The organism is Paraclostridium bifermentans (assembly GCF_964259345.1).
Classification (GTDB): domain Bacteria; phylum Bacillota; class Clostridia; order Peptostreptococcales; family Peptostreptococcaceae; genus Paraclostridium; species Paraclostridium bifermentans_B.
Genome location: NZ_CAXVJR010000004.1, coordinates 247,332 through 272,765, shown reverse-complemented (window position 1 = coordinate 272,765; position 25,434 = coordinate 247,332). Strand labels below are relative to the sequence as shown.

16 protein-coding genes are annotated in these 25,434 nt (G+C 27.3%); 1 reads left to right on the top strand and 15 read right to left on the bottom strand.

Going from position 1 to position 25,434, the window contains the following annotated elements:
- Positions 1-8: 8 nt before the first annotated feature.
- The 5 genes from fdhF to ebgA all read right to left on the bottom strand — a co-directional run bounded on the left by fdhF (position 9) and on the right by ebgA (position 9,289).
- Positions 9-2,153, bottom strand: coding sequence for a formate dehydrogenase subunit alpha (fdhF, locus tag ACEXNK_RS09750; protein WP_373600325.1), 2,145 nt, complete (start codon positions 2,151-2,153; stop codon positions 9-11).
- A 194-nt stretch (positions 2,154-2,347) separates the two neighbouring features.
- Positions 2,348-3,391, bottom strand: a complete 1,044-nt coding sequence (locus ACEXNK_RS09745) for an aldose epimerase family protein (RefSeq protein WP_373600326.1) — start codon at positions 3,389-3,391, stop codon at positions 2,348-2,350.
- Positions 3,378-4,910, bottom strand: coding sequence for a UDP-glucose--hexose-1-phosphate uridylyltransferase (locus ACEXNK_RS09740; protein ID WP_373600327.1), 1,533 nt, complete (start codon positions 4,908-4,910; stop codon positions 3,378-3,380). The genes ACEXNK_RS09745 and ACEXNK_RS09740 overlap by 14 nt, the downstream gene beginning before the upstream one ends.
- Positions 4,911-4,925: 15 nt before the next feature.
- Complete coding sequence (locus ACEXNK_RS09735; protein WP_373600328.1) at positions 4,926-6,080, bottom strand: galactokinase; 1,155 nt, start codon at positions 6,078-6,080, stop codon at positions 4,926-4,928.
- A gap of 128 nt (positions 6,081-6,208) precedes the next feature.
- Positions 6,209-9,289: a beta-galactosidase subunit alpha gene (ebgA, locus tag ACEXNK_RS09730; RefSeq protein ID WP_373600329.1), complete on the bottom strand. Its 3,081-nt coding sequence runs from the start codon at positions 9,287-9,289 to the stop codon at positions 6,209-6,211.
- A gap of 217 nt (positions 9,290-9,506) precedes the next feature.
- On the opposite strand from ebgA, the gene ACEXNK_RS09725 reads away from it, so the two are divergent.
- On the top strand, positions 9,507-10,328 hold the full coding sequence (locus ACEXNK_RS09725; RefSeq protein WP_373600330.1) for an AraC family transcriptional regulator: 822 nt from the start codon (positions 9,507-9,509) through the stop codon (positions 10,326-10,328).
- 77 nt (positions 10,329-10,405) lie between these two features.
- Here the strand turns inward: ACEXNK_RS09725 and ACEXNK_RS09720 are convergent, their stop codons facing one another.
- From ACEXNK_RS09720 to ACEXNK_RS09675, 10 genes are all read right to left on the bottom strand, one after another.
- Positions 10,406-11,092 (bottom strand): aspartate/glutamate racemase family protein, encoded by a 687-nt coding sequence (locus ACEXNK_RS09720; protein WP_373600331.1) that lies wholly within the window; start codon positions 11,090-11,092, stop codon positions 10,406-10,408.
- A 21-nt stretch (positions 11,093-11,113) separates the two neighbouring features.
- On the bottom strand, positions 11,114-12,256 hold the full coding sequence (gene iadA, locus ACEXNK_RS09715) for a beta-aspartyl-peptidase (RefSeq protein ID WP_373600332.1): 1,143 nt from the start codon (positions 12,254-12,256) through the stop codon (positions 11,114-11,116).
- Positions 12,257-12,272: 16 nt separating this feature from the next.
- Complete coding sequence (gene nhaC, locus ACEXNK_RS09710) at positions 12,273-13,709, bottom strand: Na+/H+ antiporter NhaC (protein ID WP_373600333.1); 1,437 nt, start codon at positions 13,707-13,709, stop codon at positions 12,273-12,275.
- Positions 13,710-13,921: 212 nt separating this feature from the next.
- Positions 13,922-15,958, bottom strand: a complete 2,037-nt coding sequence (locus ACEXNK_RS09705) for a sigma-54 interaction domain-containing protein (RefSeq protein ID WP_373600334.1) — start codon at positions 15,956-15,958, stop codon at positions 13,922-13,924.
- A gap of 100 nt (positions 15,959-16,058) precedes the next feature.
- On the bottom strand, positions 16,059-17,243 hold the full coding sequence (locus tag ACEXNK_RS09700) for a redoxin family protein (protein ID WP_373600335.1): 1,185 nt from the start codon (positions 17,241-17,243) through the stop codon (positions 16,059-16,061).
- A 170-nt stretch (positions 17,244-17,413) separates the two neighbouring features.
- Complete coding sequence (locus ACEXNK_RS09695; protein ID WP_373600336.1) at positions 17,414-17,956, bottom strand: hypothetical protein; 543 nt, start codon at positions 17,954-17,956, stop codon at positions 17,414-17,416.
- 126 nt (positions 17,957-18,082) lie between these two features.
- On the bottom strand, positions 18,083-20,233 hold the full coding sequence (locus ACEXNK_RS09690; RefSeq protein WP_373600337.1) for a YhgE/Pip family protein: 2,151 nt from the start codon (positions 20,231-20,233) through the stop codon (positions 18,083-18,085).
- A 16-nt stretch (positions 20,234-20,249) separates the two neighbouring features.
- On the bottom strand, positions 20,250-22,397 hold the full coding sequence (locus ACEXNK_RS09685; protein ID WP_373600338.1) for a YhgE/Pip family protein: 2,148 nt from the start codon (positions 22,395-22,397) through the stop codon (positions 20,250-20,252).
- 181 nt (positions 22,398-22,578) lie between these two features.
- Positions 22,579-23,208 (bottom strand): cyclase family protein, encoded by a 630-nt coding sequence (locus tag ACEXNK_RS09680; protein WP_373600339.1) that lies wholly within the window; start codon positions 23,206-23,208, stop codon positions 22,579-22,581.
- A gap of 316 nt (positions 23,209-23,524) precedes the next feature.
- Positions 23,525-25,429, bottom strand: a complete 1,905-nt coding sequence (locus ACEXNK_RS09675) for a beta-N-acetylhexosaminidase (protein WP_373600340.1) — start codon at positions 25,427-25,429, stop codon at positions 23,525-23,527.
- Between the last annotated feature and the right edge of the window lie 5 nt (positions 25,430-25,434).

Sequence of the window (25,434 nt, the reverse complement as noted above, 5' to 3'; positions counted from 1 at the left end):
CCTCCACCTTAAGGATTTTTAATAAGCATTTTTCTTCTTATTTCCTTGTACTCTTTTTCCAAAAGCTGCTCAGCTAAATCTTGATCTTCTATTTTTTCTACTTTAACCGCGCAATATTTATATTCAGGAGTTTTAGATATTGGATCTAAATTTGCTATAGTAAGCTCATTACAAGCTCCTATCCACCATTGATATGTCATATATGTAGCTTTTGGCTTAACTCTATCAGTTATTAACGCCCTAGTTATTACACTTCCTCTTCTTGAACTTACTCTTACTAGTTCCCCATCTTTTATATCTAATTTTTTAGCATCATTAATATTTATTTGAATATATCCTGGTTCATCTTCTAACTCTTTTAGAGCTCTACAGTTACCAGTCATTGTTCTAACTGAGTAATGTCCAACTTCTCTTACAGTACATAAGCTAAACGGATATTCTTCGTCTTCTAATTCTATTGGAGGTCTCCACTTGGCTGCAAATAGATTCCCTTTTTTATTTGGTGTTGAAAACATTCCACCTTCATATAAATACATAGTTCCTCTATCTGAATCATCTTCATTCTTACACGGCCATTGAACATTTCCATACTTTTCTATTTTTTCATATGTGGCCCCTTTAAAATTAGGACATAGCATTCTTAATTCATCCCAAATTTCTTTTGTATTTTTATAATTCATTGGATATCCCATAGCAGTAGAAATTTCACTTATTATTTGCCAATCAGTTTTGACATCCCCACTTGGCTCTATAGCTTTTCTCATTCTTTGAAAGCCTCGGTCTGCGCAAGTATAAACTCCTTCATGTTCTCCCCATGAAGTAGATGGAAGAACAACATCCGCATGAAGTGCTGTTTTGTTCATAAATATATCTTGGACAACTACAAACTCTAATTCATCTAAAGTTTCCCTTACTTCACAAGCATCAGGATCACTTTGAACAGGATCTTCTCCGAATATATAATATGCTTTAAGTTTTTTTTCTTTTAATACTAAGTGCGGTACTTCTGTTAGACTATATCCTTTTTCGCTAGATAGTTTAGTATTCCATGCTTTTTCAAACTTTTCTTTAATACTTAAATCTTCTACACTTTGATACCCTGGATATACATTAGGTAGTGCCCCCATATCACAAGCCCCTTGAACGTTATTTTGACCACGAACAGGACCAATCCCTACATTTTTTCTTCCAAGATTTCCTGTTAAAAGAGCTAATGAAGCTAATCCTTTAACTACATCAACCGCTTGACCAAATTGGCAAACACCCATACCATAAAGTATCATCGAATTTTTTGATTTTGCATATTCTCTCATTGCTTTTCTTATTATGTTAGCATCAACACCTGTAAATTTTTGTGCGTATTCAGGTGTATATGATTTAACTATATTTTTATACTCTTCAAAATTTTGAGTATGTTTTTCAACAAACTCTTTATCATATAGTTTTTCTTCTATTAAAACATTTCCAAACGCATTAACTAAAATCATGTTAGTTCCACCTTTTAAAGGTAAGTGTATATCAGCAATTCTAGCAGTTTCAGTTATTCTTGGATCTGTTACTATTATTTTTGCACCTTTTTCTTTTGCTTTAACAATTCTTTTTGCAACTATTGGATGTGAATCTGCACCATTATATCCAAATATAAATAATAAGTTTGCATCTTCTATTTCTGGTATGGAATTTGACATTGCTCCGTTTCCTAATGAATAAGCCAGACCGGCTACTGATGGTGCATGTCAAACACGTGCACAATGGTCTATATTATTTGTTCCTATTGTAGCTCTCATAAATTTTTGCATTATGTAATTAGCTTCATTCCCAGCTCCCCTAGCACAACCTGTTCCCATAATAGCATCTGGGCCATACTTTTCTTTTATTTCACTTAACCTTGATGCTGTATAGCTTATTGCTTCATTCCATTCTACTTCTTCTAGTTCCCCATTTTTCCTAATCATTGGCTTTCTTAATCTAGCTGTTAATATTTGAGGATCATTTAAGAAATCCCAACCATAATGGCCCTTTAGGCATAGTTTTCCTTCATTTGTCCTCCCATTAGCCGGCTCTGCCCTTAAAATTTTATTATCTTTTACTACTAAGTTTAACTGACATCCAGCTCCACAATACGGACAAACAGTTAATATTTTTCTTTCCATATACTCTCCTCCTCGAATTTATACAAAAAAAAGCCTATCAATATATATCATTCTGATTTACTTTGATAGGCTCTCTGTATTTTTTATTTATGTCGTTTTAAATGATTATATAAAAATCATCTTATATTCATAATATCATATCTTTTTTAATTAATTCTATAAATTTTGAATTAAATTATTATAATTCTCTCCTTTTATTGATTTAATATATAGAATTTATACTCTGTAATTTGTTTATATTCTTCATTTTTATTAAGTGTTGATTTATCTATAAAGCACATATTATGACCTATTGGTGGTGCTTGTGTTTCAAAACATATTCCATGTCTTCTTTGATTTGTTTTATCATTATATAAAATTAAATCATCAGTAAAATTCATACTATATACAACTACACTTGCTCTATTAGTCTTTATTTTCATAGCTCTTTTTGATTTTCTATCTTCTAAATGAATTAATTTCTTATTGTTTAGCATAAATACATGATCATACCCACAACCTATTTTTAACTGACCGTGACTTTGATATATATCATCTCCAATGCATTTAATATCTCTAAAATCAAATGGCGTATCATTTACACTTATAAACTTGCCTGTTGGTACACAAGTTTCATCTAATTCTAATATATAGTCACTAGTTATTTTTAAGTATTGGTTAGTTATTGGTTCTTTAATATTCCCACTTAAATTAAAGTAACTATGGTTAGTCATATTAACTAGTGTAGTTTTATCAGTATTTGCTTTGTATGTTTGTGTTATTTTAAAATCTTGGCTTATTTCAAAACTAACACTTATATCTACATTTCCAGGATAGTTTTCTTCCATATCATAGCTAGTACCTGTAAATACTAAAGTTATACTATCTTTATCTTCTATAACATTAACATCATATATTTTTTTATTAAAACCTATATTTCCACCATGACCTTGATTATTTCCATAATTTTTATACAAATTATATTCTTTATTTTCTATAACAACTTTAGCATTGTGTATTCTACCCGCTGTTCTTCCTATTATTGCGCCCATATACGATGGATTTTCAATGTAACTATTAATATCTTTATATCCTACAACTATGTTTTCTAAGTTATTTTCCTTATCTGGAGTTATTATTTTTGTTATTATACCACCTAGGTTTAATATCTCTACTTCAAAACCATTTTCAAAAGATACATTATGAGCAATTATATGTTTGTCTTTTAATTCACCTACAATTTTTTTATTGTATTTCATCATACTCACCTACATATTTTTTTAAACTTTCAATATATCTACATCTAGCTTTATTTCCATCTTTATCGAATTTAAATACTCCACAATCTTCTAGTACTTTTTTAAACACTATTCCAATTTCATATTTTAGTATTTCATCTATATTTTCAGTATCAAAGTTATCATATTTTGACTTTAAGTATTCAAACCAATCTACGTGTATGCTTAAATTTTCCTTTATATAGTTTTCATCATTTGCTCTTAATAAACATAGTTTTATAATTTCTATTTCTTTTTTTAGTCTTGCTGGAAGTATAGCTAATCCTAATACTTCTATAAGCCCTATATTTTCCTTTTTTATGTTATGTAAGTTTTTATGTGGATGGAATATTCCATCAGGGTAAATATCATTAGTTTTATTATTTCTCAATACTAAGTCCATCTCATAGTTGTTTTCTCTTTTTCTAGTTATAGGTGTTATAGTATTATGAGGAATATCATTTGTATAAGAGTAAATATCTACTTTTTCATCACAATAAGTTTTCCAATGGTTTAATATTAAATTAGCTAGTTTGCTTAATTTATCTTTATCATTAGAGTTTAACCTAACTACAGATAAAGGCCACTTTATCATACTTATTTTTACATCTTCATATTCATTTAGTTTAATTTCCAGTATATCTTTAGCATTGTCCATAGCAAAATTATATCTTCCAGCTTGATAGTGGTCATGACTTAATATAGAGCCTCCTACAATTGGCAGGTCTGCATTAGACCCTATAAAATAGTGTGGAAACTTCTCTACAAATTCTAGGTTTCTATCAAAAGTATCTTTATTTATAACCATTGGTTTATGTTCATCCGAAAGTACTATACTATGTTCATTGTAATAAGAATATGGAGAGTATTGTAAGTGATATTTACTATTTTTAAGTATTATTGGCACTGTTCTTAGATTTTGTCTTGCTGGATGATTTAATCTCCCTCTATATCCTACATTTTCTTTACATAATAAACATTGGGGATATGATGTTGTTTTAGCTTCTTTTGCTTTTGCAATTTCTTTTGGATCTTTTTCAGGTTTTGATAAATTTATAGTTATATCTAAATCTCCATATTCAGTATTTGTCTTCCAAGTTATATTTTGAGCTATTCTACTACTTCTTACATAATCACAATTTTTACTCAAATTATATAAATAGTCAGTCGCACTGATTTTATCTTCTTTATATCTTTTATTAAACTCTCTTATAACTTCCGATGGTCTAGGAATAAGCAAACTCATTATTTTTGTATCTAGTAAATCTCTATATAAAATTGTATTCTCTTTTAGTATATTTAATTCGTATGCATAATTTAATAATTTATTTATAATATCTTGTAAATCAGTTGATTCACATCCACCTTCTTCTATTATATATTCATCTAAGTTAAATAACTCTATAAGTGAGTTTCTTATATAATCAATATCCTCATAAAAGAATAGTTCTTTTTCTAATCCATAGTTTATAAGTCTTTCAAATTCAGTGTATATACTCATAGTAATCTCCTTTTCCTAGCCTAACTCACAAGTTCCATTTCCTATGTTAGCTATATAAAAGTCTGCTTTATATCCTATAATATCTTTGTATTTTTCTCCTACTTCTTTTATAAAGTCATCTTTCATATCTTTTTTTACTATAGACACAGTACATCCTCCAAATCCAGCACCTGTCATTCTCGATCCTATTGTAGCTTTGTGATTTAGTGCTAATTCTACTAGTGTATCTAGTTCTTTACCTGTAACTTCATAGTCATCTTTCAGTGAGTTATGTGAAGCTATCATAAGCTCTCCAAATTTTTCTATATTATTTTCTTTCAAAGCTTCTACAGCTTTTAAAGTTCTTTGATTTTCATATACCGCATGCCTTGCTCTTTTTATATTTATAGGATTAGTTATCAAGTATTTATTATTTTCAAATTCTTTTTCACTTAGTTCTCCCAATGAATTTATATTTAATTTAGTTTGAAGTTCTTTTAGTGCAGTTTCACACTCACTTCTTCTTTCATTATATTTAGAATCAGCTAGCCCTCTTCTTTTATTTGTATTTGCTATTATTATAACTTCATCTTTTAAATCTATATTTGCATAAGAATAATTTAAAGTATTACAATCAAGTAGTATTGCATTTTTTTCTTTTCCCATTCCTATAGCAAACTGATCCATTATACCACAGTTTACTCCTATGAATTCATTTTCAGCTTCTTGGCAGTATTTCACCAAATCTATTCTATTTATATTTAAATTAAATATATTGTCTAACATAACCCCCATTAAAAGCTCTATTGAAGCTGATGAAGATAATCCTGCTCCATTTGGTATATCTCCATAAACAACCATATCAAAACCTTTATCTATTTTATATCCTTTGTTTATAAGTACACTTATAACTCCTTTAGGATAATTAGCCCAATTATGTATTTCTTCATTTTCTAGTTTCTCTAAATTAAAACTTATAACTCCAAATTCATCAAAGTTTTTAGAGTACATATTTACAGTTTTATCATCTCTTAAAGCTATTGCTCCATATGTTCCAAAACTAAGAGCACATGGAAACACATTTCCACCATTATAATCAGTATGCTCGCCTATTAAATTTACTCTCCCTGGTGAGAAAAAAGTTCTCACATCGTTTTCTTTATTGTATATTTTTTTAAATAAATCTATCATAAATTTTCCCCTTTTTATATTTAATAATTTATATCGTTAATATATATACTTTCATAGATAATATAAGAAAATATAGTTAATAATACATATTAACTATATTTTCTACATTAAAAGCTATTTACCTTTTATTAATCAATCACTATTTCTTCTCTTCCTAGATTAACTTCACTTACTTCTTTATTATTAAATATTGCTAATCTAAATCCTAAATTAAATTCTTCAAATTTACATCTATGTTTATCTAATTGCCATTGTCCACAAGAATTTGTTCCTACTCCATTTTGCTTGTAATCTATATTAAACACTATATAATCTCTCTTATTTAAATCTATTGTATGTTTTGCATATTCTAAGTCAGTATCTTCATAATATGAAGCGCTAAAATCCAGTTTTTTATCAGCTATTGCCATTATACTCATTCCTCTGTCATTTCTTAAGCTAACCCATGAACACTCACTTCTATTTCCATTTTCTTGAGGTTTTACATAATTAGTAAATAAACCATCTACAGTATTTTCATATACTCCAAATAAATTAGCTTCTTTTGTATCAGAATATGACTCTCCTGGCCCTCTGCCTTTATACTTAACAGTTTCTAATTCCTTATTAACTTTCATTTTTAGCCCTATTCTAGGTAACATCTCTGGAGCATTTTCTATCATCCCTGAAGGAACTCCATTTACATTTATCAATATATCTCCACTTGGAAGTACTTTATATTCATAGCTTGATTTGTAGTGCCATGCAGAATTTGTACTTCCATTTATAGTTTCAACTTTAAATGTAAGTATATTATTATCTAAAGAATATTCTATATTTCTTACTACTTCATGCATTAAATGCATAAAGTGTTTTGTCTTGTAATCTTCAACAATATACATATCATTATCTATTGGTGCTCTCCAGAAGTTTAATTTTGGACCGTCTTCAATTAATGTATATCCATCTTTTGTAACTTTTGTTATATTACCTTTTACTAAGTCAAAGTTAACTTCAAAATTTTCCCCTTCTACTCTCAATATACAATGGTTCTTAACTACATTTAAACTTCCCTTTGGTATAACTTTTATTTTTTCAGTTTTTATAGGCAATTCAAATTGTGCATTTGCTAATTCATACCCTGCTTTCGCCCATTCTGTATCTTCTTTCAATACATATGATATATTTAAATAATATGTTGCTCCATCTGTTTTTTCAAAATCTAAATTATACGGTAATTTTATTTCGCAAGTTTCTCTTCCTTTAATTGATGGCATTTCTAATCTTCCACTTAAAATAATTTTATCGTCCTCTTTTATGTTATAAGTTAACTCTAATGTATTTAAATTTTTAAAATCATATCTATTTATAACACTTAATAAACCTTTTTCTAAATCAATAGACCTTGTTTGAACTGGCTCTATAACCTTCTTATATTCTAATAATCCTGGTGAAATACTTCTATCTGGCATTTTAAGACCATCTATACAGAAGTTTATATTACTTGGGTCATCTCCAAAGTCTCCTCCATATCTATAATACTCTTGACCATTTTCATCTATAGTGTGTATCCCATGGTCAAACCATTCCCATATAAATCCACCTTGTAATTTATCGTACTTATAAAATAGTTCTTGGTATTCTTTTAAGTTTCCTGGTCCATTTCCCATAGCATGACAATATTCACATAATATATGAGGTTTCTTTACATCATTAATTATTGTATCCATAGTAAACTTAGCATCTTTTTTCTCTAGCCAAGTGTACATAGTACTGTAAACTTCTGAAACTGGGCCATCTTCTTCTGAAACCCTAAAATCTCCTTCATAGTGAACTATTCTTGTATCATCTAGTTCTTTGCATCTTTTTGCCATAGCTTTGAAGTTACAACCAAAAGAAGATTCATTACCCAAAGACCACATAAGTATAGATGGATGATTTTTATCTCTTTGTATCATTCTTTCTATCCTACTTACATGTGCTAGTTCCCAGGCTGGGTCATCACTTATCCAAGAGTAGTTTCCTGTTAATTCAAATCCATGACACTCTAAGTCCGTTTCATCTATTACATATAATCCATATTCATCGCATAATTCATATAAATAGTGTGAATTTGGATAGTGAGCTGTTCTTACTGCATTTATATTGTGTTGCTTCATTAGTATAATATCTTTTTCTATTTCTTCTTTTGCAACAACTCTCCCATTTTTAGGATTGTAATCATGTCTATTTACCCCTTTAAATTTTATTGCAACACCATTTACTGTAAATACTTCTCCTTGTATTTCTATTTTTCTAAATCCAACTCTTTGTGGTATTACTTGAACTAAATCTTCATCTTTATAAACACTTATAATTAACGTATATAAGTTTGGTTCTTCTGCTGTCCATTTAAGTGGATTGTTAATTTCTTTTGATAAATTTACTTCTTTATTATCAGCTTCTACCATTTCTTCAAATACTACATTTTTATTAATATCTAGTAATTCTAAATTAATTTTTTGATTATTAAATTCTCTTAATTTTAAATTTACTTTTAAAGTTGCATTTATATAATTTTCATCTACGTCTGTAATTAGTGTTATGTCATTTACTCCATTTAATGGCTCAGTGTATAATTCTACATCTCTAAATATTCCACTTAACCACCACATATCTTGGTCTTCTAAATATGTTCCGTCACTCCATTGGTAAACTCTTACTGTTATTTCATTTTTGCCTACTCTTACATACTCTGTTATATCAAATTCAGCTTGTATCCTAGCTCCTTTGCTATATCCAACTTCTTTTCCATTTATCCATAAATTATACGATGAATCTACCCCATTAAACTTAATTATTACTTTTTCTTTTAACCAAGATTCATCTATATTAAAGTTTCTCTTATATATTCCTGTTGGATTTTCCGTTGGAACATATGGAGGATTTATAGGAAAGTTGTACCACAAGTCTGAGTAGTGCATTTTCCCATAACCTTGTAATTGCCAGTTGCCTGGTACTGTTATTTCATCCCAGCTATCTATATTAAAATCTTCCTTGAAAAATCCTTCTGGAGAGTATTCTGGAGCATTTAAAAATAAAAACTTCCAATTTCCATTTAAATTTTTATAATTATGTGTATATTTTTTTTCACTTGTTAAAGCTAATTTCTTAGATGGAAAGCTTAAAAAATGAGCCCTTGCATCTAATCTATTTATACCATCAATATTTATATTTTCCCAAAGCTTCATAATAAAAAAGTCCCCCTACATATATTTATAATAAAATTGTACTTTTGTTGTATTAACAAATTAAATATTTATCTTTTGACTTAATAGTACACGTTTTTATAAGTAATCATCAATATATTAATGTTTCATTAATTTGTACTATTGTTGCATATTAATTTGACATGTGAATATTTTTAAATTAAATTATTATTATATTAAATTTTAAAGGGGATTTATTATGAATAAAATAGGAATATTTTCAACAGATTTAAAGCCTAGTAATGAATTATATATATTTGAATGTGGATTTGAACATTGTACTCCTAGAGATCCTTATCAGTATGAACAAATAGATTATTATTTAATACATTACATAATTGAAGGTGAAGGTAGCTTTTTTATAAAAGATGAGGTTTATAATTTAAAAGCTGGTGATGGATTTATTATACCTCCTAGAACCGATAATAACTATTATCCATCTAGTGAGAATCCATGGAGCTATAGATGGATAGGTATAAATGGTTCTAAAGCCAAAGAACTTTTGTCTTCTTGTGGTTTTTTAGATGAAAATTTTATATTTAATTATTCTAAAGATGACAAGCTTAATAATTTATTTGAAAATGTGTATTTAAGTTGTTCAAATAATAATTTATTAGAAGGACTTGGATATTTGTATCAAATTTTATCTATACTTATAAATGATCACTCTACTTCTTTTAATAAAACTACATCACAATCTGAGAGTTATATTTCAAAATCAATAAGTTTTATAGAAAAAAATTATGGTGATAATATTTCAGTATCTGATATATCTTCTTACCTTAATATAGATAGAAGTTATTTTTATAAAATATTTAAACTTCATATGATGATAACACCTCAGCAATATATTATTGAGTATAAGTTAAAAAAATCCTGTGATTTACTTAGAAAAAGCAGTTATTCGGTAAATGATATTAGTAATTTATGTGGTTTTTCATCACAGTCATATTTTTCAAAAATATTTAAGAAAAATTTAAATATGACTCCTCTAGAGTATAGGTGTTTATTTATAAAGTAAAATGTGCCTTAAATAGATATTTAGCCTTAACCATTTCTTATCTATTTAAAGCACTTATTTTATGTTCTCTATATTCATTATGATTCTTGCTTAGCTTTTTTTACGCATGCTTTTGCTAATATATTTGTTGGATCTATAAAGTTTCCTTCAATACCTAACATACTCATTCCTACTGGAAGTTCTGTGCAACCTAATATTACATTAGTTGCATTTTTTTCTTTTAAATTATTAATAACCTCTATTACTCCTTCTTTATTAAAACTTTTCTCGCTTTGTTTTATACCATATATAAAATCCATTATGATACTTTGTTCATAGCAGTTAGGTTTTACAATTTCTATGTCATAATTTTCAAATACATTATCATATACTTTAGCTTTTATAGTTCCCGATGTTGCTAGTAGTCCCACTTTATTTATATTTTTGCTTTTTATAAATTTAGAAGTTTCTTCTATCATGTTTATTATTTCTATATTTACATTTTCTTTTATAACATCATAAAAGTAATGTGCTGTGTTACATGGTATAGCCAGAAAATCTGCTCCTATTTTCTCTAGGTTTTTGGCAGATTTCACAAGTTCATAAGTAGGGTCTTCTCCATCTCCCAATATAAAACTAGTTCTATCTGGAATTTGTGCATTATTATCTATCAATATATGAAGATGTTCTTTATCACTTTTTGCATTAGTTTCAAGCACTATTTTATTAAATAAATCAATAGTAGCTACAGTTCCCATACCACCTATTATTCCAACAGTTTTCATATATCCACCTCAATATAAAACTTACTCGTAAGTCCCAAATACTTTTATTTCTTTATTTTCAACCATAATTTTTCCTCTTGCTATAACAGTATCTATATCTAAGTTATTATCTAGTAAAAGTATATCTGAGTCTGAACCCTCTTTTATAATTCCTTTCTTAGGATATATTTCTAATGCTTTTGCAACATTTGAAGTTATATAAGTAAGTGCCTCTTCTATCTCAATATTTTCTTCTAAAACCATAAGTCTAAATTCATTGTGTAATGCTTTAACACTAGATACTCCTATTTTAAATAAATTCCCATATTCATCATAGTTAGACCAGCTTCCGTATCCATCTGAACTTATAGTAATATTTTCTTTAGGTATTTCTTTTTCTGTTGCTGATTTTATAACCTTTCTAGGACTTAAATCTTTATATATACCACAAGTCAAGTCTATTATTCCACCTTGTCTAGCAAATTCAAAGCTTTGTTCAAGTAGTTCTTTATTTCTATTGACATGAGTTGGTCTAAAAGTTTTAATTGGTATATCACTATTTTCTAAAGCTTCATTTATAGGATTTAACCCTCTTTTTCCATCTCCCATATGGCATACTAATATTCCAGCTTTTCCACTTATCATACCTGCGACTCTAACATCAGATGCGACTCTTTGCAATTCTTCATTTGTTAAAGTTGACGATCTATGATCTGATATAGCTATTTTACAACCTATTATCTCATCTATAAATACTATATCTTTTCTTATAGATTCAGTTAGTGTAACTGTTGGATATTCATATGATCCTGTATGTGTATATACACTTATTCCCTCTTCTTTTAATCCTTTAGCTTTTGATACTAAGTTTTCAACACTTCTTGTAGTTGCATCAGTACCTAAAAGTCCAACTACTGTTGTTATACCTGATGAAGTTAATTTGCTAAGCATTATTTCTGGTACTCGAGTCTTAAAGCTACCTTCTCCACCTCCACCTGTTATATGAACATGTTGATCTATAAACCCTGGTACTAATATTTTATTACTTCCATCTATAATATTTATCTTGTCATTTTTAAATTCTATATTTTTTTCTATCAAAATTATTTTTTCTCCACATATTAATACATCTTTTTTTCCTAAATGTTTTGGTGAATATATATCTACATTTTTAATTAATATCATAATTTAATCCCCCTTTTTACTTGTTTACTATTTTTTTATCTTCTTTATCTATTTTAGCTATACCAAATCCTGTTACTGCAAGTATTATAGCGAATATTATCCCTGTATAGTTAAGTACAGCCCAAGGTAAATACTCCATTGTTGAAACTCCAAGCGTTGATGCCATGTAAGCACCTGCTGCTGACCAAGGTACTAATGGTACAATTACTGTTCCAGAATCTTCTAATGTTCTAGATAAGTTTTTAGGATGTAACCCTTTTTTCGGATAGACATCCTTGAATAACTCTCCTGGTATAAGTATTGATAAGTAAGAGCTTCCTGTAACAAATGCAACTGTAAAGCAAGATATTATTGTAGATAATATTATTCCAAAAGTAGATTTTACTTTTGACATTAAAAGTTCTAATACTACATCTAACATACCTGCCACACTTACTATTCCTGCAAATCCCATAGCACAGAATATTAATACCGTTGTACTTGTTACTGACGCTACTCCACCCCTATTTATAAGTTTTAAAACTTCTTCTGATATTTCTCCTGTGTATCCCGTCATTGTTACATCAAATCCACCTACTAAAGCAGAAAATCCATCTACTAAACTAAATCCTTGTACTAATACTCCTAATATTATAGTAAGTATACTTGTTCCTAACATAGTTGGTATTGTAGGCCATTTTTTTACTGATCCTAATATTACAAGTGCTATAGGAAGTAATAATATTATGTTAAAATTAAACATTGAGTCTAATTGAGCGGTCATATTTGTAACCAATTCTGGTGTCGCTATTTCACTTACATTTGTTTTAAGACCAACAAATAGATATACAATTATTGAAACTATAGCTGCTGGTACTGTTGTGTATAACATATGCTTTATATGATCGTATAGTTCACTTCCTGCAGCCATTGGCGCTAAATTTGTAGTATCTGATAAAGGAGATAATTTATCTCCAAAAAATGCTCCAGCTACTACAGCCCCTGCTGTTGCTGGTAATGATACTCCAAGACCTCCTGCAATACCCATCATTGCAACTCCAATAGTTCCTGCAGCTCCCCATGAAGTTCCTGTAACTAAAGATAATATAGCTGAAGATATAAATGCTGTTACCAAGATAAACTTAGGATTTATAAGTTGAACTCCATAGTAAATTATCATAGGTACTGTACCTGCAAACATAAGTGATCCTATTAAAAAACCAACACTCCATAAAATTAGAGTTGCTGGAAGTGCACTTGCTATTTTGTCAATAATAGCCTTTTGCATTTCATCCCATGTATACCCTAACTTTAGAGCTATAACAGCTGCAAAGAATGCCGATATTACCATAATAGGTTCTATCTTCATTTTAAAATATCCATATCCTACAGCTAACGCCACTATCATGAATATTATCGGTGTTATCGCTTGTAATATAGATGGCTTCCTTCTTCCATTTTCAACTTTAATCATTTATCATACCCCCATTGTTCATATTTACTTAATATTTATTTGTTTATATTAGCAATATATATGCCATTTTTTTATACAGCTATAAATTTCCAAGTTTTTTCATTGTTTTATCTAAAATATTATTATTATTTTCTAAATTTTAATTATTTTCCGATAATTATATGTTGTTTGCAAATATAAAAAGGGTTAATACTAATTAGTATTAACCCTTTTTATATCCCATTTTCTATTAATTTTATCCCTTTATTTAGAATTTTTGTCCCTTTTATTCCTCTATTTATTTCTATATATTCATTTTCTTTCAACTTATTTAATATCCCTCTAATTCTACCTTCTCCTAAATTCAAGCTATTATCCTTAGCAATCTTACAGATTCCTCTTCTACCTATTCCAGTTTGTTTATATATTTGATACAATACCCATTGTTCATTTTCATTTAATTCTAAATTTCTTACAATTTCCTTAGAATCTTTATCATCATGTTTAGCATTATCTATAGTATCATTGTTTAGAAATTTACCTTCACTTAAATTTCTAAACATATACTGAGGTAAATCTTCTAGTTTTATTTTTATATTATTCTCTTTTATGTTAACTAAAAACTCTACAATGTTTACTAGTTCTCTTATATTCCCTGGCCAATTATAATTATTTAAAAAGTTCATGACATCTTCTTCCACAAAATTTTTTAAAGGTATAAATATCTTATGCTTTTTTAAATAATACTTCATAAGCAATTTTATATCACATTTTCTATCTCTAAGACTAATAGTATATAAAGGCATAACATTGATTCTATAAAATAAGTCCTCTCTAAACCTATTATTTTTAACTTCTGTTACTAAATCCTTATTAGTTGCAGCTATCACCCTTACATCTATTGGAATAACTTCACAACTTCCAACTGGTGTTATCTCTCTCTCTTGCAATACTCTTAAAAGTCTAGTTTGAAAATGATATGGCGCATCACCTATCTCATCTAAAAATATTGTTCCTTTATGAGCCTTTTTAAATAAGCCTACTTTCCCACCTTTTTGAGCACCAGTAAAAGCCCCTTCTTCGTACCCAAACAATTCGCTTTCTAGCAAATTTTCTGATAAAGCAGAGAAGTTTATAGCTACAAATGGGTTATCTTTTCTATCTGATTCATTATGTATCGATTGAGCTAAAATTTCTTTTCCCGTCCCACTTTCTCCTTGTATTAATATAGTAGAATTCGTTTTTGATATTTTTTTAGATAATTTTATCATTTTATTATGTTTATCATTATTGCCTATCATATCTTTAAAAGTATATTTAACATAATTTTTATTATATTTTTTCTTTCTTCTACGCTCTTCATCTAACTTTTCTATTACTGAAGAAGTCTCCAGTATTATCATATAACCCATTAATTCATTTTTAGAATATATAGTTTTTGTTGAGATAAATATTTCATTTTCATTTATAGTTGTTATGTCTTTATTTAAATTAGGAAACACTTTGTAAATATTTTTACCTATTATATCGGCTTTATATCCTAATATGTTCATAGCTACTTTGTTACATACTAATACTTCATCTTTTGCGTTAGTATATATAATTCCCTCAGTTGAATTATCCAATATATCTTTTAAGATTCTAGTTAACTTGGTACTTTTATTCGATATATTTACATACTTTTTATATTGGTTTACTATCTTTCTATAAAAATATGATGATATCAAATCTTGATAAATATCTAAATCCCCTAAATTTATAATAATTTCCATTATACTTACTATATCTATCTCTCTTGTACCTATATTTATTACTTTTTTTACTCCTTTAGGTACAAATTTTTCCTCCCCAGGAGTTATTGCTATATTTTGTAATTTATAGCTTTCTATTCCTGGATAATATGGATGATATATTAAATGTTCTGCACCATGTCCTATAAGTTGTCTTATAGCTATTTCACAAGTTTCCTTAGTATCATTTACTAATAATACATTTGTTCCCTTTTTTAAAGTGAATAATTTATCTAATAGCTCATACTGAATTACTCTCCTAACTATGACATAACTTTTTATATAATTTACCTTATTTAAAAATAAATTGGCTACATCTTCACTTGAAAATACAATTAAATCTGATTTTTTAATGTTTATTGTCTTGTCATGGATAGAATAATATTCTATTTTAATATTTTCTTTTAATATACTTTCAAGTTGAATCTTAAGTGAATTACCTGTTTCATCTCCTAAACTTATTACCGTAATTGTTTTCATGTATAATTCTCCCCAGATTATATAGTTAATTGTTTATTTTATAATATAATAAAAGACTATCAATGTACATCATTTTAAAGTACGTTGATAGTCTTTTATACTATTTACTGCTTTCTATAAGATATTTCATAGTATTCTTATCCATAGCTCCTGGTATGTATTGAGTTACATATCCCTCTTTGTCTATTATAAATGTTGATGGAAATGCACTTATTCCATATTGATAAAGTAAGCTTCCATCTTCATCCATAACTACAGGGAATGTGTATCCTTGTTGCTTTAAAAATTCAGTTATATGTTCTTTTGACCCTTCACGCCCCATATTAGGCGATGCTACTCCTAATATAACTACATCCTCACTATTTTTATCATATTCATTATAAAGTTCTTCTATATATGGCATTTCTTCTTTACAAGGAGGGCACCATGTTGCCCAAAAGTTTAAAAATACAGTTTTACCCTTATAATCGCTTAGTTTATGCTCTTTTCCATATTGATCATATAATGTAAAATCTACAGACATTACTTTTGACTCGTCTTCTTTACTTTCTAAATTTTGATTTTCTTGTATCTGCATTTCTTGTTTATTTACATGATTATAAAGGTTAATTCCCCCCTTCATAGACATAATCAAACCTGATAATATAAGTATTATACCGCCTATTTTTTTAATCAATTCCATATGATTCTTAATTTTATCCATAGTTTTAAATAGTTTGTTATAAAATATTGAAACTACTATAAACGGTAATATAAATCCTATTGTATATACTAATATAAGTAAATTTGAAGCTGCTATACTCTCAGAACTTGATGACATTATAAGAACTGATGCAAGTATAGGTCCTATACAAGGAGTCCATCCAAAGCTAAATGTAAATCCAAGTAAAAGTGCTGTTATAGGATTCATCTCTTTAGATTCCATTTTAAATCTTTTCTCTCTATTTAATAAAGTAGATTTTATAACTCCCATATAAAATAATCCCATAAAAATTATTATTAATCCACCAATAAGCATTATTAAATCCTTATTAGTATCAAAAAATGATTTTAATACATTTACTGATGAACCTAGAATAAAAAATGTTACAGATATTCCAAGCGTAAAAAATATGGTATTTTTAAATAATGAACTATATATAAAATTACTTTTTTCACTCTTTAAATTATCTATACTACTATTTGATAACATACTTAAATAAATTGGAAGTATTGGCAGTATACACGGTGAAAAAAACGATAGTATACCTTCTATAAATACTACAATCAAGTTCAAATTTTCCATAATCATCCTCCTTTGATTTTTTTAGATTTTTATTAATTGTACCAATTTTCATACTAATTGATAATAGGTTACTTTTTAGTAACTATATTATCAATTATATATTAATAACTTTTCATATAAAATAATAAATAGCCTATAAAGATTCATTTTTAATCTTTATAGGCTATTTGCTAGTTTACTTTCTTTAGTCCAAATCCACTTTCTGAAGTTATTTTAATATCTATTTTACTTTTTTCTTTTATATCATTTATATCTATTTTAGGTTGTATACTTGCATTTAAAGGATATCCATCTTTTTCGTATTTAAGCACTGTGTTGTAATCTTCTTTTATTCCTCCACCACTAACAGTTACTATAATATCATTATATCCATTTGTAGAGTTTTCACTTATTACCATTGGCATATTAACTAGTGTTGTTTTGGATATAAATTCGTACTTATCGTCTTTTTCATCAAACACTAACATAGTTGCGCCTCCACTACCACTAAAATCTTTTCCCCAAAGGTATGCAATTGTTTCATAGTCTTTATCATTATCTAAATCTTCATAAAAATACACATATCTGTTTTCATCACTTTGAGTTGCTTTAGTTTCTTTTAATATAGCTTCTTCTAAAGAAGGATTTGCTTTACTATTATCTTTTGTAGGGCTACATCCTATACTTATACTAGAAATTAATATTGTTAATAAAATTAAGTTCATATTTTTCATGTTTTTACCTCTCATTTTAATTTATAGTTATATACAAATTATTTCCTTAATTTGCTTAAATAATACTAATTCTATACACAACAAAAAACTGGTATAAGATAGTTTATCTCATACCAGTTTATAATTTTATAATCCAGTTTCTTCAAATTTTTCATTCATAAATTCTGTTATATTATGGAATACCTTTTTAAATATAACTAACGATAGGAATATTATAAAAAATATTGCTAACATCTTTAAATCATGATATACAGCTGGCATACTAGGACCTGCTATAGCCTCTCTAAATCCATCTATTGCATAAGTAAATGGCCAGAACGGTTGTAATACTTCAAATATCTTAGGATTTGTTTGTATTGGATATATACCTCCAGACCCAGCAATTTGAAATACCATAATAAATACAGCAAGAGCTTTACCAACATTTCCAAATAAAGAAACTAGTGTAAATATTATCGTTGTAAATAGCACCGATGATACAATTGTAAATAAGTATAATAATGGAATACTTACAGGTGCTTGGAATATAAATATATTTCCTGTTGCAATTATTAATGACTGTATTAAAGATACTGTCATAAATGTAAGCATTTTACCAAAGTGTTTTTGAACTAAATTTGTATGTTCTCCCTCTAGTTCCTCACACTCTGTAGTAAGTAATGATGTTGATAATAAAGCTCCAACCCATATAGCAAGAACTGAATAAAATGGCATTAGTGCAACTCCAAATATTCCTGCCTTATATAACTCTTCTGTTTTAACATTAACAGGAGATGATATAAAGGATGCTATATCTTTTGAATTTTTATTTAATGTTGAAATTAATTTATCTAAATTTTTATCTGTTAATACTTTTGTTTTATCTATTAATTTATCTAAATCTTTTTCAAATTTGTCTAGCTCTTTAGAAATATTTTCTGCTTGCTTCACTGCAACATCGCTACTTGATATACCATAACTTGAAAGTGCATTTAACTGAGGTACTATAACATTTATACTTTGTAATACATTATTTATATTATCCGAGCTAGAAATCATAGCATCTCCTACACTATCTAGTGTACCAGATATATCTGTTGTAAAAGTAGAACTTATCAAATTCAACTTATTATTAAATGAATTTGATAAATCATATAAAGAATTAAGTTGTTCGTTTATTTTCTCCTTATTTTCACCACTTTCAAGCAGTGATTTTATATTATTTAATTTCTCACTTTCTGAAGAAAGTATGTCTTTCAATTCATTAAGTGAATTTATTGTATTTTGAATCTTATTACTACCATGTGTAGTATTTAAGTTCTCAAGCCCACTTATAAGCTTGTCTATTGCACTTTGCATAGACGAAATCAATTTCATTGTAGAATCTATAGAACTTTGTATATTTTCAGTTGATGTACTATCATTAATGCTTTTTAAATTATTAATTTCACTTTGTAGCTTTGTATGTATATCATTTATAGCTGCCATGTTATTATTTAAATTTTGAGAAGCATTATTTACATTACTTTGTGTTGCTGTAACTAAATCTTTGCTGTTACTTACTACATTTTGTAGGTCATTTACCTCTTTGGTTATTTGAGGAAGATTTCCTTTTGTATCATTTAAATATTTTTTTAATGTATCAGCATGAGAATTAGCTTCCTTTACATAACTATCAATCTTTTCTAAGTTATTGTAAGTACTATTTAATGCATCTTTCAATTCTATTATTTGAGGTTTATTGTCCTCTAGCTTAGTTCCTAATGACGATAAAAATGCAAAAGCTTCTTCATTTACTGTATCAACAAAATTAGCTTTTATCTCTTCTACTAATTTATCCTTAGCAACATCCGTTATTTTAGTTGCTATTGCATTTGCCTTTTCATTAGCCTTATATATTATATTTGGCTTTTGAGGATCTGATGTAGTAAGCGTTGCTAAATCTTTAGAGAAATCGCTAGGTATCTCAATTAATGCGTAAAACTTTCCTTCATTTAATTGATAGTTACCTTGCCATTCATCTACAAATTGCCAACCTATATTATGATCTTTTTTTAGTTCAGCTACTATTTCATTTCCTACATTTACAAATTTACCATTAACTGAAGCTCCTTCATCTTGATTTACTACTGCAACTGGTAAATTTCCTGTATTTACATATGGATTCCAACATGCCTTTATGTTTACCCATGCATATAACGATGGTATTAAGCAAAGCACACATACAATTATAAAGGCAGCTGGAATAGTTACTATATTTTTTAAATCTCTTAAATAAATTTTAAAAATCTTTTTCATATTCTCACCTCTATAATTACTCTGCTAATCCAGATTCTTTAAATTCTTTTTCAAACTTAGTAACAGTATTATTAAGTTTTTCTTTTAAGAAGTATCCTATTAATATACTTAAAACAGCAAACCCTATTAGTATAACAACATTAAACATAACTGTGCTTAAAAGAGGTCCTGCTATAGCTTCTCTTAAGTTGCTTAACGTATAGGTAAATGGGAAAAATGGTTGAAGTATTCTAAATATTAAAGGGTCTACCTGTATAGGATATGTTCCCCCAGAACCTGCAATTTGCATAACCATCATTACTATACCTATAGCTTTACCTATATTTCCAAATAGTGATACTAATGTGTATAAAATAATTGTAAATACTGCAGAAGATAATACTGCTGTAAATATAAATAAGAATAAGTTTTCAGTTTGTACTCCTAATACAAACTTATCACCTAATGCTACTATGAAACCTTGTATCATAGCTAAAAATACAAAAGTTATCATTTTACCAATATATCTTTCTTTTATAGTTAAATCATTACATCCTTTTGCTTCTGTTTTTAATAATGATACGAGTACTATTCCTCCAACCCATAATGCAAGAGTTGTGTATATAGGTGCCATACCAGAACCATAATTTGCTATAGGATAAATTGGCTCTGACTTTAAATTAAATGGATTAGATATATAATTTCCCATAAGCTGCGGTTTACTTTGAAGTATAGCTATTATACTATCTAAATCATCATCATTAACCTTTTTTAGTTCTGTACTTAATATATGTATTACATCTTTAAATTGATTTAATTTAGAGTCTAAATCTTTAGTCATTTCTGCTGTTAAATTACTTCCTTTTGATGCGTATCCTAACATATCATTAACAGCTTGAACTAAACCTTTAGAACTTCCAACTAATGTTGCTGCATCTTTAGTTGCTGTAACTAAACTATCAGCTGTATTGTTTAATGCTGGTCTAACTTCTGAGTCATATGAGTTTATTGCATTATTAACATTACTTGATAAATTACTTGTTGTAGAATTTATAGAATCTAATGTAGATTTCATAGATTCTAATGATCCATCTAATTTACTTTTTAGTGTAGCTAATTGATCTTGTTCATTGCTTAGTTGATCTTTTATCTTGTTTAAATCATTTATTAACTTAGTAATTTTTTCATTAGGTTTAATATTATTAAATTGATCTAAATATTTAATAATAGAGTCTATTTGTGATTTACTATTATTTATTTGTTTATCAATTTGAGATATAGCATTTTCTATAGTGTTTTTAGATATTGAGTCACTATTATTTAAGCTACTAACTATATCTTTTATTTGATTATTTTCATTGTTAATTTGATTTAAAGTTGATTTAATACCATCAAATGAATTATTTAAATTATCTTTTATATTAGCTATATTTTCACTTGTACTCATATTTGAGTCTGCCACTGCATTTATTCCACTTGTTACTTGTGGTAATGTAGATTGTATGCTTTTTAAATATTCTGTTAAATTCTTAGAATTACTATTTACACTTTCAAGTGCAAAGTTTACAACATCCATATGTTCATCAAGCGCTATTATAGCCTTTTTAAGCTCAATTATTTTATCTTTGCTATCTTCAACATCTTTTCCATAAGTATTTAACTCTGAAAAAACAGTTTTATTTACTGTAGCTATAAAATTAGCATTTATTTGATTCACAAGAGTTTCCTCTGCTACTTCAGTTATTTTACCTGCAACTGGATTAGATTTTGTATTTACTTTGTATATTATAGTAGGTTTTTTAGGTTTTCCAGTTGTTACACTTGTTAAGTCTTTTGTAAAATTGCTAGGTATCTCTATCATTGCATAATAAGTTCCATCCATGACTCCCATATTACCTTTTTCGGAACTTACAAACTTCCATCCTATTTTCTTATTTTTTCTAAGTTCACTTATAACATCATTTCCTACATTTAGTTTTTTACCATCTAAAGTTGCTCCCTTATCATTGTTTACTATTGCAATTGGTACTGTACTAGTATTTTCATAAGGATTCCAACATGCTTTTATGTTTACCCATGCATAAAGAGATGGTAATAAGCATACACCTATGATTATAATTAGTGCTACAGGGTTTTTAGCTAGATTTTTCATATCTCTTTTGAAAACCAGAATTCCCTTTTTCATAATTACCTCCATATTTTATTTGAGATTTTTGTTAGAAATCTAAGCATCAACGTATACAATATTATAACACTTTTTCATCAATAAATTAACAATTATTGTAATTTATTTCAATTTAAAATATTTGCATAATAAAAGACAGGTTATTATTTTTTAACCTGTCTTTTGTTTTATAATTTTTTAATTATTCTATAGCTATAGCTCTTACTGGTGATCCATCTGCTTCACTTAACTTTAAAGGTAATACACTTAATGTGAAATACTTACTTTTCACACTATCTAAATTGCATAGATTTTCTATACTTATTATGTTTTTAGACAATATAGTCTTATGTACTATAAACTCTTCGCTATCTACACTATCAATAGATATAGCATCAATACCTATTCCTTTTAAATTGAATTTAGAAATCCAGTTTACGCATTCTTCATCCATAGTTGTAAAGCCCTTAAAGTATTTATCTTCTCCCCAATATTTTTCCCATCCTGTTTTAATTATTATAAATTCACTATTTTTAATTTCTTCTTCATATAATTTGATATCTTTTAATTCTATTTTTGATTTACTTGTAAAATCTAATATAGTTGCTCTTCCTATAAAGTTACTTATATGTAATTCATCGAGATAAGACGACTTTTCTAGCATGTGTGCCGGAGCATCAATATGAGTACCTACGTGAGAGTACATAGTCAATTTTGATTCTCTAAATCCATCTTTTTCTAACGTGTTAGCTTTCTTTATTTTAGGTTTTTCTGTACCTGGGTAAACTGTCATATCTTCATTTATATAATGTGTTAAATCTACAATATTCATATTAACTCTCCTTTTATTTAAAATATTTAACTTTTAGTACTATTAACACTCTATTCATATAATTGTTTTTTTAGTTATTCTATTCATATATACTTTTCATTTATTAATTATAATTAATTTATTTTTTAATCTTTACTAAGATTTTATATGTATGCTTTTATTTTTTCAATATTGTTATCTTTTTAATAGTTTATTTTTAAAATATTAAATATGATATTCCTACTAGGAATTTGTGTACCTATTATCCCAACTCAAAACAAAATGCCCTATAGATTATAAAATATATTTTCTTAGGACATTTTGTTTTTAATTTATATTACCAACTAAGTATATTTTGTGTCACTATGTCTTTATATCTATTAAAACTTACTTGCTTTGAATTTTCATTAAATAATTTATTGTATATCAATCTGTCCTCTTCTAATTCTTCTATTACTTGTATATCATTATTTATATAACTTTCTAACCTATATATAGTAGAAATAACTCTTGATCTTACTCCTCCTAATCTTATATCTATAACTTCAAACCCCTGACCTTTTCGTTCTTTATACAATATCTTTCTATAAGATTCTTGTAAGTTATCTATTCTATTTATCAATTCTTTTAAATCTACATCACATATTTCTTTTAATTTTAATATATTTCTTTCTAAATATGCCTTTCTTATTTTTACTCCTATTATTGATTTTATAGAAAGTACTCTAGCTAAATTTGCATATAATTTATACAATTTGTAAAATTTATCATTATCTCTAGCTTTGTTAATTAACTTTTCGGATAAATCCATATAGTAATTTTCTATAAACTCAATTCCTTTTAACTCTATTAAATCTTCTATATGAGCATCAAAAGCTCCTAATAATATATCTTGATATAGTAAATATTTTGATGGATTTACAGTTCTAAGATTTTCGCTATCCCCTTCTTCTATTTTGTCTAAGTCCTGTATAATAAAAAAATCTTCTAAATTTAATTTTGTTAAGAATTTGCATTTGTCACTTATATCTTTCATATTTACATTATTTGAGTATGCATGTTCTGAAAATAGTATTAATCCTGGAATTATAGTATCTATAGGTGTTTCATCTGAGTCATCGCCCCAAATAGTAGCTATTACTCTTTTTATATTTTTTTCTTTACAAACTGAAATAGCTTCATTTGTAGTTTTAAAAGTTTTATCATAACATGGAACTAATCCTGTCCATTTCCATATGCCTCCCGCAAATATTATCTCATTATTCAGTTCACTTCTTATATCTATTAATTTTTCATAACTTTCTTTATCATTATGATAGTAGTCCCAATATACCAATGATAAGTCCTTAGGTATTGAATTTATAATTTCTTTTTCTATAACTGTATCTAAATTATAATAAGTCCCATTTGGTGAACCAATTCTAAAAAACATATCATCCCACATCATAGGTTTGAAATTATACTTTTTACATATTTCACACACTTTGTCCAAATGTTTTGTCATAATACTGTAATGGTTTTTATACCCATTTTTATCTAGATATTTTCCTCTACCTAAACCAAAAGCTTCATCCATTCCTATATGTATCTTATTACTTTTAAAACAATCTCTTAAATTTCTAATCATACATTCTATAAATTCATAAGTTTTATCTTCCCCTACAATTAATACATCATCGGTGTCTTTTATGTCTTTTGCATAATCCCATTTAAGAGTTTGTTTTAAATGTGCTAGTGTTTGTATACATGGTATAACCTCTATTCCTAAAATTTCTCCGTAATTAGTTATTTCTTTTAACTCCTCTTTTGAATATTTACCCCTTAAATATCCAAAGTATGGATATTCTGATATTTCATACGTATCTTCTGTATATAGCATCATTTCATTAAATCCAAGTATTGCCATATTAACCATAATATCTTTTAACTTATCTATTTTATAAACTGCATTCCTAGATACATCTATCATAGGCCCTATATATTTAATTTGTTGAATTTCTTTTATATTAAATTCTGTATTTGTACTATTTTGAATGTATATACTTAGTGCTCTAAACAAATGATTTTTACATTTATATTTTATTATCCCTTTACTTATTTCAATGTCTATTTTTTCATCTTCATCTAACTTATGTATATTTACTTTTTCACCTTTTACATCTATTTCAAAATCTATAACTCTTTTTAATTGCAATAAATCATTTATTGTTTTTTCATCAATCCCTATTAAATTCAGTTTCATTTTCA